The organism is Gilliamella sp. B3482, from assembly GCF_026536805.1.
GTDB lineage: Bacteria > Pseudomonadota > Gammaproteobacteria > Enterobacterales > Orbaceae > Gilliamella > Gilliamella apicola_E.
This window is the reverse complement of sequence record NZ_JAFNNL010000002.1, coordinates 195,384-208,713: the sequence shown is the minus strand read 5'-3', so window position 1 is coordinate 208,713 and position 13,330 is coordinate 195,384. Positions and strand designations below refer to the sequence as shown.

The following is a 13,330-nucleotide window of genomic DNA, read 5'->3' as shown; positions in this document are numbered from 1 at the left end:
TCTAAAAGGCTTTTGAATATTGAATAGTTAATTGCTAGACTATTAATAATTTAATCAATATATATTTTTTAGTTTTAATTTGATGAGTGGCTAAAAATGGACAAATTATTACAATATGGTCGAGAATTACTTGAACTTGAGCTTCATGAGGCACAGAAGCTGCCAGCTCGGCTTGGTGAGAGTTTTGTTAAGGCTTGTCAGTTAATTTTGTCAACAAAAGGCAAAGTTGTAGTGTCAGGCATTGGTAAATCTGGTCATATTGGTAAAAAGATCGCAGCATCATTAGCCAGTACTGGTAGCCCAGCATTTTTTATGCATCCATCTGAAGCATTACACGGTGATTTAGGAATGGTGACCGAGAATGATGTCGTGATTTTGATTTCTTATTCAGGACGAGCTAAGGAATTTCAATTTATTTTACCCATTCTTGCAGCAATGAATATTCCAGTTATTGCCATAACAGGTGGACTTGATTCCCCATTAGCATTAGCTGCGCAAGCAGTGCTGGACATTTCAATCGAAAAGGAAGCGTGTCCAATGGGATTAGCTCCAACCTCAAGCTCAACTAATACGTTAATGATGGGCGATGCGCTGGCAATTGCCGTTATGCGAGCTCGTGGATTTAAGGAAGAAGATTTTGCTCGTTCACATCCAGCTGGCAGTTTAGGCGCTAAACTATTAAATCATGTAAAAGATATTATGCGTAAGGGTGATTTAATTCCTAGAGTACCACAATCAGCAACAGTACTTGATGCCATGTTAGAATTAAGTCGTACTGGTGTGGGGTTAGTTGCAATATGCCAAGATGATAATAAAATAGTTGGCGTTTTTACAGATGGCGATTTACGCCGTTTGCTACTAAAACATGGTACATTACAAGATAATATTGTCGATGTAATGACAAGTCCAGGACATCAAATACCTGAAACTTGGAAAGCGGTCGAAGCTTTAAAATCATTTAATGATCATAATATTACTGCTGCACCTGTGGTAAATAATCACGGCGAATTGGTTGGTGCGCTGAATATTCATGATCTGCATCAAGCAGGTATTAGTTAATCGATTAATAAATACCTGTTGCAAAATGGGGCTATCTATTGAGATAATTACCGACCTAAATTTTTGTCGTTAGACGGAGATCCAAGTAAGTTACACAATTCAATACCGAAATGATGAGTTATTTAAGTCATTATAAATTGATATTGTGTTGTAAATTTTAACCAAAATTAATAGATGATGAAACTACAATGGCAGAAAAGCGAAATATCTTTCTAATTGGCCCTATGGGGGCAGGAAAAAGCACAATAGGCCGACAAATTGCACAACAGTTAGGTATGGAATTTTTTGATTCTGACCAAGAGATCGAGAAACGTACAGGTGCTGATATTGCATGGATTTTTGACTTAGAAGGTGAAGACGGATTCCGAGCCAGAGAAGAGAAAGTCATTAATGAGTTGACTGAAAAACAAGGTATAGTTCTTGCTACTGGTGGTGGTTCGATTTTATCTAAAGAGACACGTAACCGTTTATCAGCTCGCGGTATTGTAGTTTATTTAGAAACTACAATAGAAAAACAGATGGCAAGAACCCAGAAAGATAAGCGTCGTCCTTTATTACAAGGTGGCAATACTCCCCGTGAACTTTACGAAGAATTAGCCGAAGAGCGTGATCCACTTTACGAAGAGATCGCTGATATTACGATTAAAACTGATGAGCAAAGTGCCAAAGGTGTTGCTGGATATATTATTGAAAAAATAGAACAAATTTAAAATTTCAATTTTTTAAATTCGGCTGGCCATGAGGCAATAAACCATTTGAAAGGAGTTAATATGCGTGTAGATAAAGATGATCGTTATATACCAGAACAATCAAGTAAGTCTTCTACGCCTTCTTTTAGTATATCAACTTTTTTTCAGCATTATTCGAAGAAAAAATTGATTATTATGGGATTAGCTTTAGCTATTATTGTCTTGTTGGTTTGCTTTGTGATATCTCGTCCTTCAAAAAAAACAACCATACTGACTCCTCCTGAAGTCAATGGTGTTTCGTCGACGCAAACGCCTGATTCAACAATCAGTGGCGATAGTGGGGCGTTAGCGCAAGGTCAACAAAATTCTGCACCTGTGCCACCAGCCCCAATTAATAGTAATGTTAATGAGCACGATAATGGGGTTAGTCAACCTCCAGCATCAACACAGTCAACATCGGGTTCTAGACCAGAGCTGCAACCAACGGGTAACAGTACAACTCAAAATACTAGTGGTTCATCAACTAATTTAAATAAACCAATAAATCCAGATAGAGGCAATCCTACTGTTTCTAACTCAAATAATAGTGTAATAACAGGTAATAATTCAACTTCGATTGCCAAAATTAAGAATGATCAGTTTTCAATTCAACTTAGTTCTTCTAGTTCAGTTGATGGTTTGAAAAGATTGGTTAAAGAACATAATCTCACTAATTACCAAATTTATGAAACCAAACGAAATAATGTTAAATGGTATATATTAGTTAAAGGTACATATGATTCTGCTGACGAAGCCAGAAAAGCGATCAAATCTTTACCAAGTGCACTACAAAAAGATAAGCCTTGGATTAAATCTGGTGAAACAATTAATAAAGAAAAATCAGCAAAATAGGAGTTTCCGTTGAAGAAGCAACGAGCCTTTTTAAAATGGGCTGGAGGAAAATATGAGCTTGTGGACACAATTAAACAATATCTACCAGAAGGGGACCAACTCATTGAGCCCTTTGTAGGCGCTGGTTCTGTTTTTTTAAACACAAACTTTAAAAGTTATATTTTAGCTGATATCAATCATGATCTAATTGCGTTATTTAGGTTATTACAATCCAATCCTGATAAGTTTATTAATGATCTTAAGCTATTATTTAATCATCAGAATAATCAAGCTGAGGCTTTTTATCAGCTACGAGATGTCTTTAATTATAGTAAAGATCAATATCTACGATCGCTTTTGTTTGTCTATTTGAATCGCCACTGTTATAACGGTTTATGTCGCTATAATAATAGCGGGCTTTTTAATGTACCTTTTGGACGTTACAAAACTATCTATTTTCCTGAGAAGGAGCTCTACTATTTTGCTCAAAAAGCACAAAAAGCTGAGTTTATCTGTACTCCTTATCATGAAGCAATGAAAATGGCAAAACGCAATTCTGTCATTTATTGTGATCCGCCTTATCTTTCTCCAAATGAATCTATCGGTTTTACGGCTTATTATTCCAATAATTTTGGTTTTGAAGAACATAAGCGATTGTCACAATTAGCAGAAAAAATTGCTTATAAAAAAAATATTCCTGTACTACTATCAAATCACGATACAGAGTATACCAGAACGTTATATAGTAAAGCGCGCCATCTTTACCGTGCAGAAATGCGACGCTCAATTAGCTGTGCTGGCGAAGGACGCAAAAAAATTGATGAAATATTAGCCTTGTACCAAAAATAACCTATTTTATGTATAAGGTTTTATTAGTAGAGGTATGTTATGAAAGAGTTTATTATTGCACCATCAATATTATCCGCTGATTTTGCTCGACTTGGAGAAGATACGCAGAAAATATTAGACGCTGGTGCCGATGTTGTCCATTTTGATGTAATGGATAACCATTTTGTACCAAATTTGACGATGGGTAGTATGTTTTGTAAGGCTCTTCGTGATTATGGTATTAAGGCTCCGATTGATGTTCATTTGATGGTTTCGCCTGTTGAAGATTTAATTACCTCATTTGCCAAAGCTGGCGCAACTAATATCTCTATTCACCCTGAAGCAACTATTCACCTTGACCGTTCTTTGCAATTAATTAAAGATCATGGTTGCAGTGCGGGAATTGTACTTAATCCTGCAACGCCGTTAGATTATTTAGATTATGTGATGGATAAGGTCGACATTATTTTATTAATGAGCGTTAATCCAGGTTTTGGTGGACAATCATTTATACCAAGTACACTAAAAAAATTACAACAAGTTAAACAGCGCATTATTGAGTCTGGCAGAAAGATTCGTTTAGAAATTGATGGTGGTGTTAAAGTTGATAATATCGCTGAAATTGCCAGAGCGGGTGCTGATATGTTTGTTGCTGGTTCGGCAATATTTGGTCAACCGGATTATAAAGCCGTAATTGATGCAATGCGTAAAGAATTAGAAGGTGTTAACCATGGCTAAGTTAAATGATATTCAAGCTATTGCTTTCGATTTAGATGGAACTTTAGTCGATAGTGTGCCTGACCTTGCCTTAGCTGCACAAAAGATGTTAGCAGATTTGGAGTTACCCACCGTTACTAATGAGCAAGTAAAAAACATGGTCGGTAATGGCATTGATGTCATGCTCGAACGCGTGTTCAACGTGATTGGCCGCAATCCGTCTAAAGAGGATTTCAATAAAGCGAAACAGTTGTTTAATCATCATTATGATAAGGTTATGGATGAGCAAACAACGCTATTCCCGCATGTTAAAGAAACCTTAAAAACGCTTTATGAAAATCATTATCCCTTAGCTTTAGTTACCAATAAACCTGCACAATTTTTACCTGCTCTATTGACGTCATTAGGTATTAAAGAATACTTTTCATTGGTACTTGGTGGTGGTGATGTGATTAAGTTGAAACCACACCCTGCCCCACTTTATCAAGTCATGGCAACCTTTGGATTGTTTAGTGATCAGTTGCTGTTTGTTGGTGATTCAAAGAATGATATTACTGCTGCTAAAAATGCTAATTGCTCAACAGTGGCGTTAAGTTATGGTTATAATTATGGGGTGTCGATTGCATCTAGCAAGCCTGATTTTTTATTTGATGATTTTAAAGATATATTAACCTTATTACCTCAGCCAAAGGCTGATGCAAAAAAATAATGAGTATAAATTAGGAATAAATTATGAGTAAACCAATTGTATTTAGTGGCGCTCAGCCATCAGGAGAACTAACATTAGGCAACTATTTAGGGGCTTTGAAGAATTGGGTGTCTTTGCAAAATGAATATGATTGCGTTTATTGTATTGTCAATCAACATGCGATCACGGTCCGTCAAGATCCTAATAAGTTGCGAAAAGCAACACTTGATACGTTAGCGCTTTATTTGGCGTGTGGTATCGATCCACAAAAAAGTACTATTTTTGTTCAATCACAAGTACCAGCTCACGCTGAATTAGGTTGGGCGTTGAACTGTTATACTTATTTTGGTGAACTGAGCCGTATGACGCAGTTTAAAGATAAGTCATCTCGTCACTCTGAAAATATTAACGCCGGGCTATTTGATTATCCAGTATTAATGGCTGCTGATATTTTGTTATATCAAGCTAATTTAGTTCCTGTAGGTGATGACCAGAAACAACATCTCGAGTTATCACGTGATATCGCTATGCGTTTTAATGCACTTTATGGCGATATTTTTACTGTTCCTGAACCGTTTATTTCTAAAGTAGGTGCTCGTGTGATGTCTTTACAAGATCCAACCAAAAAGATGTCTAAATCAGATGAGAATCGTAACAATGTTATTGGTTTACTTGAGAATCCGAAAGATGTCGAGAAGAAGATTAAACGTGCAATGACCGATTCAGACGAACCACCTGTTGTACGTTATGATTCAAAAAACAAAGCCGGTGTTTCAAATTTGTTAGATATTTTGACAGGTATTACAGGTAAGCCAATTGCTGAACTTGAAAAAGAGTTTGAAGGCAAAATGTATGGTCATCTAAAAACCGAGGTGGCGAATCAAGTTATCGAGATGTTAACCGGTTTACAAGCAAAATATCATCAATATCGAGATGATGAAAATTATCTTCTTTCAATTATGCAAGAAGGAGCCCAAAAAGCTCGCGCTAAAGCAGAGCCTACGTTGAAGAAGGTTTATGACGCAATCGGTTTTGTATAATCTAAAATAAGATTGCGATTATTACTAAACAATATCAAACGGCTTTAATTGATATGAGCTCTATTGTTCTAATAATGAGTTAGCTTGAGGCCTTCTGATTATAATAGGTTTATTATGAAAATTATCATTCTTGGTGCAGGCCAAACTGGTAGTGCACTTGCTGAATATCTAGTAACTGAAAAGCAGAACGATGTGACTGTCGTTGATGAAGATCATGATAAATTGCAATCTTTGCAAGAGCGTTTTGATTTACAAGTCATTTGCGGTAAATCATCTTACCCACAAGTATTAGAGAGTGCTGGCGCGGAATCAGCCGATATGTTAGTTGCCGTTACTAATTCTGATGAAGTAAATATGATGGCTTGTCAGATTGGGCATGTGATGTTTAATATTCCACAAAAAGTTGCTAGAATCCGTGCTCCTGAATATAACGATGAAAGATACCCATTCTTCAATAAAGATTGTATCAACATCGATCATATTATTGCTCCTGAAAACTTAATTACAAATCATATTAGCCAATTAGTTCAATATCCTGGTGCTTTACAGTTTGCTTCGTTTTATGATAATCGTGTCTGTTTGGTTGCTGTAACCGCTTATTACGGTGGTGCGTTAGTGGGGAGCGAACTATCCGAACTTAAAGAGCATTTACCACATGTCGAAGCACGTGTTGTTGCTATTTATCGTCAAAATCGTTTTATTCGCCCAATAGGTTCGACTTTAATTGAAGCTGGAGACATGGTTTATTTTATTACCCCTCCCCTCAATATTAAAGCAGTAACCAGTGAACTACAAAGGCTAGAAAAACCTTATAAACGTATTATTATTAGCGGTGGTGGTGGCGTTGCCATTGCTTTAGCTAAACGTTTAGAGAATGATTATCAAGTTAAGTTGATTGAACGTAATGCAGAAAAAGCTGAATTAATAGCTGAGCAGTTAGTTAATACCACCGTGTTACATGGTGAATCATCAGACCAAGAATTATTATCGCAAGAGCAAGTCGAGTTAACCGATCTGTTTGTGGCGGTCACTAGCGATGATGAAGCCAATATTATGTCATCTATGCTAGCAAAAAGAATGGGGGCAAAAAAAGTCATCGTTCTTATCCAGCGACAAGCCTACTTAGAATTGATTAACGATAGTGTTATTGATATCGCGATTTCACCACAACATGCCACTATTTCAGAACTACTAAGCCATGTTAGGCAAACGGGGGTAGTTAAAGTTGTCTCATTACGCCAAGGTGAATCGGAAATTGTCGAAGTAGTTGCTCGTGGTGAAGCGGAAAATTCAAAATTAGTCGGTAAAAATATTAACAGTTTAAAATTACCTTCAGGTGCTACGATTGGTGCCGTGGTTCGTGGTGAAGATGTAATTATAGTAAATACGGATTTAATGATTGAAGATGGCGATCATTTAATAATTTTCTTACCGGATAGACGAGCCATTAGTGATATAGAAAGATTATTACAATAACTTGTTTAATTTTTAAACTCAGTTCATAATAGATTCAATTTTATCCAAATTTGTTATTTAGACTCGGGGTGTTTTTTGTTAGAGCAAAAAACTGAGAATTTACCCGTTGAACCTGATCTGGATCATGCCAGCGTAGGGAAGTCTCTGTCTTAATTACCGCTTTTGACACATTCTTCCCTTAATATTATTTATTAGATAAGGAAAGAATATGTCGGTCATTAAATTATTTTCAAATCAGGATGCCATTCCTTTTATTGGGCAAGTTCATCAGAAGCGACCTTTAATCCATTGTATTACCAATGATGTGGTACAAAATTACACTGCTAACGTTCTTTTGGCGATTGGGGCTTCACCAGCGATGGTGGTAGCTGAGCAAGAAGTTGAGAACTTTGTTGCCATTGCAAATGGTTTGTTAATTAATATTGGCACGATCAATAGTCATAGCGCTAAAAGCATGTTACTAGCCGCCGCAAAAGCTAATCAAACTCCTTGGGTATTAGATCCTGTCGCAGTTGGAGCAGCATTGAAATATCGTACTGAAATTGCTAAGCAATTATTAACATTTAAACCGACAGTTATTCGAGGAAATGCTTCAGAAATTCTAGCATTAAGTGGTCAACAATCATCATCAAAAGGGCCTGATGGACTGGATTCTACTGATTCTGCATTAAATGCGGCAATGCTATTAGCCAAGAAATATCAAACCATTGTTGCAATAACAGGTGAGACCGATTATGTCACAGATGGTGAGCAGGTTTATAGCATTGTTGGGGGTGATATCGCGCTAACACAAGTAACTGGTACTGGTTGTTCATTATCTGCGATTGTGGCAGCATTGATTGCAAGTTCTGAAGATCATTTAAAGGCTACTGCTTCAGCCTGCTTTATGATGAAAAAAGCGGGTGAACTCGCTAATAAACAGCAAGGGCTAGGTACTTTTGCTATGTCAATTATTGACCAACTTTCTCTTTTCACCACAAATAAGGATTTTTGATGAAGAAGCAACTTGATTTAACACTCTATTTAGTACTTGATCCAGTACTTTGTGATGGCATAAATGGTATGGTTAATACCACTAAGTTTGCAGTTGAAAATGGTGTTACTGCCGTTCAATTACGTTCAGAACAAGAATATTCAGGTAGAAATTGGTATAAAGCCGCCCAAGCTTTAAAAGAAGTATTAATCGACACTCAAGTTCCACTATTGATTAATGATCATATTGATATAGCTTTAGCTGTCGATGCCGATGGTGTTCATGTTGGACAAAGCGATCTACCTGTCGAAGTTGCACGACGATTAATTGGAGAAGATAAATGGATAGGGCTTTCAGTCTCTAATTATTCGCAACTTGAGCGCGTTCCTTGGCAACTAGTCGATTATCTAGGTATTGGCCCTATCTATCCAACCCCCACCAAAAAAGATGCAGCAGAAGCAATAGGCATCGCCCAATTGACTGAACTTGTTAAAGCAAAACAATGCCCTACCGTTGCGATCGGTGGTATCGGTGTAAACAATTTAACTGAAGTGATTCAAACTGGCATTGAAGGTATTGCCGTTGTATCCGCAATTTGCGGGCAAGGAGATATTGCTAAGGCCACATCTGATTTGATTAGAAAAATAAGACAAGCAAGGTAGGAAATTAAACCATGACAACAGTTTCATTAACTATAGCTGGTAGCGATCCTAGTGGCGGTGCAGGTATTCAGGCCGATTTAAAAGCCTTTTCAGCGCTTGGCGCTTATGGGATGTCAGTCATTACTGCTTTAACCGCACAAAGTACACAAGGTGTTAATAGCATATACCCAGTGCCACCCGAATTTGTTGAGGCTCAATTTAACACACTTTATCAAGATATCCATATTGATAGCGTTAAAATCGGTATGCTGATGAATAAAGAGATTGTAACCACGGTTAATCATCTATTAAGCAATAATCCTATTGCCAATATTGTTCTTGATACGGTAATGATAGCCAAAGGGGGGCATCCTTTATTGAGAAATGATGCCATTACCGCTATTCGAGAATTGCTATTACCATTAGCCACCATCATCACCCCTAACCTTCCAGAAGCAGCAGCATTACTTGATTGTCATGAGGCACAAAACGAAGATGAAATGCAACAACAGGGTTATGAGCTACTCAAATTAGGCTGTCAGGCAGTATTAATGAAAGGAGGGCATTTGCCAAGTCAAGAAAGTCCGGATTATTTAATCACGCCAACAAAGATCATCAGAATGGCATCACCACGTATCCAAACTAAAAACACTCATGGTACAGGTTGCACATTATCGGCAGCTATTTCAGCATTACTACCAAAATATGAGTTAGAAGAAGCCGTTAAACAAGCAAAAAAATACCTACAAGGTGCCATTGAAAATGCAGATAATTTGAAAATTGGTAAAGGAATTGGACCTACTCACCATTTTTATCAATGGTGGGACACCGCAGGAAAAAGTTAGCAAGTTAAATGTGATATTTCGGCAAACGCTAATTTCAATAGCTATATACTTCATCGACAATCCGTGCCAATGAAGTATATGAAAACTTTTTTAGTGCATTATCTAGTAAAATAGAGGCTATTGGATATTTGTATTATCTAGTATTTAAGCGATTGTCTTAATCGTTTAAAATGAGAAATTGTAAATAGTATTGCCTTAATACGAAATACCCACAAACTCAAACCCCGCTTGATTAACGGCTTGAATTGCAGCTTCTTGTGAGATAGTACCACCTTCTATATCAACCTCATGCTTCGCTAAATCAACGGTCACTTTAGCTTTAGGATCAATATCATTAATTGCTTTAGTAATGGTTTTAACACAATGTTGACAACTCATATTATCGACGACTAATTTCATCATTATCCCCTTTTGTTATCTAATAATTCATCTAGTTATGTTGCAACGTTGGAACATCTATAATTAAAATAAATTTGCCTGCCATATAAAGTATAGTGATTATATTACGCCAATAAGCCTACAAAAAAAACACCTCAGAATAATGAAAATTTATAAGATTGATATCTGTTATTAATAAATCGTAATGATTGAGCGTTTCTGCTCCTTTATACTCAAATAAACCATCGTGCCAAGAAAAATAAGAAAGGTTATCCTTCAAGAATAAAAATTGAATAACAGAAATAATCGACTTATACAAAATTAGATTGTATATTTATTCATCTATGTGGTTTTGATAATAAAGTTAGTTTTTGTTTTTAAATATAATTTTAACTTAGATGTATAGTTCCATTTTTATTTTTTCTCATAAACGATATTCAGGTTAATTAGGAGCCTAAAATGCAGCATATTATGGAAACGATTAGAAAAACAGAACAAGAATTTGTTGATATTCGACATCAGATTCATAAACATCCTGAGTTAGGTTTTGAAGAGAAAAAAACCAGTGATTTAGTTGCAAATAAGCTATCTGAATGGGGCTATGAGGTTCATCGTGGTCTAGCAAAAACTGGCGTCGTTGGTGTTTTGAAAAATGGCGCTAGTAATAAGAAAATAGGTATTAGAGCTGACATGGATGCATTACCTATTATTGAAGCTTCGGGTAAACCTTGGAGCAGTATTAGCCATGGTAAATTCCACGGTTGTGGTCATGATGGGCATACCACTATTTTGCTATGTGCAGCTAAATATCTTGCCGAAACACGCAACTTTGATGGGACTTTACATGTCATTTTTCAACCAGCTGAAGAGTTGTTATATGGTGGGAAAGTGATGGTCGATGAGGGTTTATTTAAACAATTTCCTTGTGATGTGATTTTCGGTATTCACAATATGCCCGGATTTAAGGAAGGCCATTTTTATTTTAAAAGCGGTGCTCTTATGGCTTCATCCGATACGATTCATATCACCATCAAAGGGAAAGGTGCTCATGGAGCCATGCCTGAGCGAGGAATTGATGCGACGCTTGTTGCTTGTTATATTGGCATTGCTTTACAAAGTATTGTTTCCCGCAATGTTTCACCCTTTGAGAAAGCTGTTATCACGATTGGTTGTATTCAATCTGGCGAAGCCCCCAATGTGGTCAATAGCGACGCATTGATGAAGCTAACCGTCAGAGCATTAGATAATAATACCCGGACTTTATTGCTCAAGCGTATTACCGAAATTGCCACTTCGCAGGCGGAAAGTTTTGGCGCCTCAGTTAAAATCGAACATATCAATGGTAGCCCTGTTTTACATAATGGTGCTAATGCAACAAAATTTGCATTAGAAGTTGCTCAGAAATTAGTCGGTAAAGATCGTGTTCATGATAATTGCCATCCTTTTATGGGCAGTGAAGATTTTGCTTTTATGTTAGAGAGCAATCCAAATGGTTGTTACATGATTATCGGCAATGGAGACGAACCAGGATTTTGTAGTGTTCATAATCCTGGTTATGATTTTAATGATAAATGTATTGTTCCTGCTGCGTCATATTGGGTTGCATTAACTGAAACATATTTAAGTAAATAAGGATAAATCGCTTCTATGTCTGGTTTAAATATGTCAACTTCAAAGAATTCTAGCACCAAGCAAGTTAAAAGTTATAACCGGTTAACATTAGGTATTGTATTAGGAGTTATTACTTTTTGGCTGTTTGCTCAATCAATAGTCAATGTTGGACCGGCTGTTCAGCATACTGTTGGTATCACTCCAGCCTCTTTTAATTTAGCAGTAAGTTTGACTGCACTTTTCTCTGGCTGCTTTATTGTGGTTGCTGGTGGTTTAGCTGATCGCTTTGGACGAGTTCGTTTTACTTACTTTGGTTTTATTTTAAGTATTATTGGTTGTCTTTGTTTGATTTTCGCCCAAGGAGAAATATTATTTACCTTTGGACGCATTATTCAAGGCTTATCTGCAGCCTGTATTATGCCATCGACTTTAGCATTAGTGAAAACCTATTATCAAGGCAAAGATCGTCAGCGTGCATTGAGTTTTTGGTCGATTGGATCTTGGGGCGGCTCGGGCACTTGTGTGCTTGCTGGCGGTGCAATAGCGACTTATTTAGGTTGGCAATGGATCTTTATAATCTCTATTATCTGTGCTGTATTAGGTATGCTTTTGTTGAAAGGAACTCCTGAAACCAAAATTGAAGATCCTTCGAGTCTGCCAAAATTTGATTATGTAGGGCTATTTGTTTTTGTTATTACGTTAGTTTCATTAAATCTTGTGATAACCAAAGGTTCTACTTTTGGATGGACTAGTCTAACAACATTATCATTGGCTACCGTTTGTTTTGTTTTTATGATTTTATTTTTTGTTATTGAAAAAAGTAAAGCGAGTGGCGCTTTCATTGATTTTGCATTATTTAAAAATATCCCTTACCGTGGTGCTACCTTATCCAACTTTATGCTAAATGCTGTTGCAGGCACGTTAATTGTGGCCAGCACTTATACCCAACAGGGGCGAGGGTTTACCTCTTTCCAAAATGGATTATTAACTATTGGTTATTTAGTTTCGGTTTTATGTATGATTCGTGTTGGTGAAAAAATCTTACAAAAGGTAGGTGCGAAAAAACCAATGTTAATGGGACCGTTAATTACTGGTTCCGGAATTGCATTGATGACGCTGACATTTTTACCAGATATGCTTTATATCATTTCAGTATTAGGTGGCTACATTTTATTTGGTCTTGGTTTAGGTTTTTATGCGACACCTTCGATCGACACAGCAATTTCTAGCGCCCCTGAAGATAAAGTTGGTATTGCATCAGGAATATATAAAATGGCAAGTTCATTAGGTGGTGCTTTTGGTGTCGCCATTTCAGCATCAATTTATGCTGCAGTTATTGCCAGTGGTCAAAGTATAGCAACTGGCGCAGCAATTGGATTATGGATTAATGTCGGATTTTGTCTGTTATGTTTTATTTCAATTTTATTTTTAGTTCCAAATAATGCCGGCAAAAATAAATAGCTTAAGTTAATTTTTAATTCTTAAAACACTTCATAGGGATATGACTTTTTATTT

Annotated in this window: 14 protein-coding genes and 1 riboswitch; of the genes, 13 read left to right on the top strand and 1 reads right to left on the bottom strand. The window is 36.7% G+C overall.

Annotation, left to right across the window (positions count from 1 at the left end):
• Positions 1 to 96: 96 nt before the first annotated feature.
• The 11 genes from gutQ (at position 97) to thiD (ending at position 9,826) form a co-directional block, all read left to right on the top strand.
• Positions 97 to 1,059 carry an arabinose-5-phosphate isomerase GutQ gene (gutQ, locus tag J3U18_RS04175; RefSeq protein ID WP_065563573.1) on the top strand — a complete coding sequence of 321 codons (963 nt, stop codon included), beginning with the start codon at positions 97 to 99 and terminating at the stop codon, positions 1,057 to 1,059.
• 188 nt (positions 1,060 to 1,247) lie between these two features.
• A complete protein-coding gene (gene aroK / locus J3U18_RS04170) occupies positions 1,248 to 1,769 on the top strand; it encodes a shikimate kinase AroK (RefSeq protein WP_065563574.1) in 522 nt (173 codons plus the stop codon).
• A 60-nt stretch (positions 1,770 to 1,829) separates the two neighbouring features.
• Positions 1,830 to 2,639, top strand: coding sequence for an SPOR domain-containing protein (locus J3U18_RS04165; RefSeq protein WP_065563575.1), 810 nt, complete (start codon positions 1,830 to 1,832; stop codon positions 2,637 to 2,639).
• Positions 2,640 to 2,648: 9 nt separating this feature from the next.
• Positions 2,649 to 3,467 carry a Dam family site-specific DNA-(adenine-N6)-methyltransferase gene (locus J3U18_RS04160; RefSeq protein ID WP_065563576.1) on the top strand — a complete coding sequence of 273 codons (819 nt, stop codon included), beginning with the start codon at positions 2,649 to 2,651 and terminating at the stop codon, positions 3,465 to 3,467.
• A 39-nt stretch (positions 3,468 to 3,506) separates the two neighbouring features.
• On the top strand, positions 3,507 to 4,184 hold the full coding sequence (gene rpe / locus J3U18_RS04155; RefSeq protein ID WP_267353014.1) for a ribulose-phosphate 3-epimerase: 678 nt from the start codon (positions 3,507 to 3,509) through the stop codon (positions 4,182 to 4,184).
• Entirely contained in the window at positions 4,177 to 4,872 is a 696-nt protein-coding gene (locus tag J3U18_RS04150) for a phosphoglycolate phosphatase (RefSeq protein ID WP_267353013.1), read from the top strand. Before rpe ends, J3U18_RS04150 begins: the two co-directional genes overlap by 8 nt.
• Before the next feature lie 23 nt (positions 4,873 to 4,895).
• A complete protein-coding gene (trpS, locus tag J3U18_RS04145) occupies positions 4,896 to 5,891 on the top strand; it encodes a tryptophan--tRNA ligase (RefSeq protein ID WP_065563579.1) in 996 nt (331 codons plus the stop codon).
• A 114-nt stretch (positions 5,892 to 6,005) separates the two neighbouring features.
• Positions 6,006 to 7,367: a Trk system potassium transporter TrkA gene (trkA, locus tag J3U18_RS04140; protein ID WP_065563580.1), complete on the top strand. Its 1,362-nt coding sequence runs from the start codon at positions 6,006 to 6,008 to the stop codon at positions 7,365 to 7,367.
• Between the two features lie 54 nt (positions 7,368 to 7,421).
• Positions 7,422 to 7,523: riboswitch (TPP riboswitch) on the top strand.
• A 52-nt stretch (positions 7,524 to 7,575) separates the two neighbouring features.
• Complete coding sequence (gene thiM, locus J3U18_RS04135; RefSeq protein WP_267353012.1) at positions 7,576 to 8,361, top strand: hydroxyethylthiazole kinase; 786 nt, start codon at positions 7,576 to 7,578, stop codon at positions 8,359 to 8,361.
• Positions 8,361 to 9,002 (top strand): thiamine phosphate synthase, encoded by a 642-nt coding sequence (gene thiE / locus J3U18_RS04130; RefSeq protein WP_267353011.1) that lies wholly within the window; start codon positions 8,361 to 8,363, stop codon positions 9,000 to 9,002. Before thiM ends, thiE begins: the two co-directional genes overlap by 1 nt.
• Positions 9,003 to 9,013: 11 nt before the next feature.
• Positions 9,014 to 9,826 (top strand): bifunctional hydroxymethylpyrimidine kinase/phosphomethylpyrimidine kinase, encoded by an 813-nt coding sequence (thiD, locus tag J3U18_RS04125; RefSeq protein ID WP_267353010.1) that lies wholly within the window; start codon positions 9,014 to 9,016, stop codon positions 9,824 to 9,826.
• 195 nt (positions 9,827 to 10,021) lie between these two features.
• Here the strand turns inward: thiD and J3U18_RS04120 are convergent, their stop codons facing one another.
• The gene (locus J3U18_RS04120; RefSeq protein ID WP_267353009.1) at positions 10,022 to 10,225 is read right to left on the bottom strand and encodes a heavy-metal-associated domain-containing protein; all 204 of its coding nucleotides are present in this window, start codon (positions 10,223 to 10,225) and stop codon (positions 10,022 to 10,024) included.
• Positions 10,226 to 10,663: 438 nt separating this feature from the next.
• Between J3U18_RS04120 and J3U18_RS04115 the strand changes: the two genes are divergently transcribed.
• Together J3U18_RS04115 and J3U18_RS04110 are read left to right on the top strand one after the other, a co-directional pair.
• Positions 10,664 to 11,836 (top strand): M20 aminoacylase family protein, encoded by a 1,173-nt coding sequence (locus tag J3U18_RS04115; RefSeq protein ID WP_267353008.1) that lies wholly within the window; start codon positions 10,664 to 10,666, stop codon positions 11,834 to 11,836.
• Positions 11,837 to 11,851: 15 nt separating this feature from the next.
• Positions 11,852 to 13,276 (top strand): MFS transporter, encoded by a 1,425-nt coding sequence (locus J3U18_RS04110; protein ID WP_267353007.1) that lies wholly within the window; start codon positions 11,852 to 11,854, stop codon positions 13,274 to 13,276.
• The last annotated feature ends 54 nt before the right edge of the window (positions 13,277 to 13,330 follow it).

Excerpts from the sequence above, each read along its gene's own strand:
- thiD (WP_267353010.1), top strand. The coding sequence starts at position 9,014 with ATGACAACAGTTTCATTAACTATAGCTGGTAGCGATCCTAGTGGCGGT.
- J3U18_RS04150 (WP_267353013.1), top strand. The coding sequence starts at position 4,177 with ATGGCTAAGTTAAATGATATTCAAGCTATTGCTTTCGATTTAGATGGA.
- thiM (WP_267353012.1), top strand. The coding sequence starts at position 7,576 with ATGTCGGTCATTAAATTATTTTCAAATCAGGATGCCATTCCTTTTATT.
- J3U18_RS04115 (WP_267353008.1), top strand. The coding sequence starts at position 10,664 with ATGCAGCATATTATGGAAACGATTAGAAAAACAGAACAAGAATTTGTT.
- J3U18_RS04120 (WP_267353009.1), bottom strand. The coding sequence starts at position 10,225 with ATGAAATTAGTCGTCGATAATATGAGTTGTCAACATTGTGTTAAAACC.
- J3U18_RS04165 (WP_065563575.1), top strand. The coding sequence starts at position 1,830 with ATGCGTGTAGATAAAGATGATCGTTATATACCAGAACAATCAAGTAAG.
- rpe (WP_267353014.1), top strand. The coding sequence starts at position 3,507 with ATGAAAGAGTTTATTATTGCACCATCAATATTATCCGCTGATTTTGCT.
- trkA (WP_065563580.1), top strand. The coding sequence starts at position 6,006 with ATGAAAATTATCATTCTTGGTGCAGGCCAAACTGGTAGTGCACTTGCT.
- J3U18_RS04110 (WP_267353007.1), top strand. The coding sequence starts at position 11,852 with ATGTCTGGTTTAAATATGTCAACTTCAAAGAATTCTAGCACCAAGCAA.
- thiE (WP_267353011.1), top strand. The coding sequence starts at position 8,361 with ATGAAGAAGCAACTTGATTTAACACTCTATTTAGTACTTGATCCAGTA.
- gutQ (WP_065563573.1), top strand. The coding sequence starts at position 97 with ATGGACAAATTATTACAATATGGTCGAGAATTACTTGAACTTGAGCTT.
- aroK (WP_065563574.1), top strand. The coding sequence starts at position 1,248 with ATGGCAGAAAAGCGAAATATCTTTCTAATTGGCCCTATGGGGGCAGGA.
- trpS (WP_065563579.1), top strand. The coding sequence starts at position 4,896 with ATGAGTAAACCAATTGTATTTAGTGGCGCTCAGCCATCAGGAGAACTA.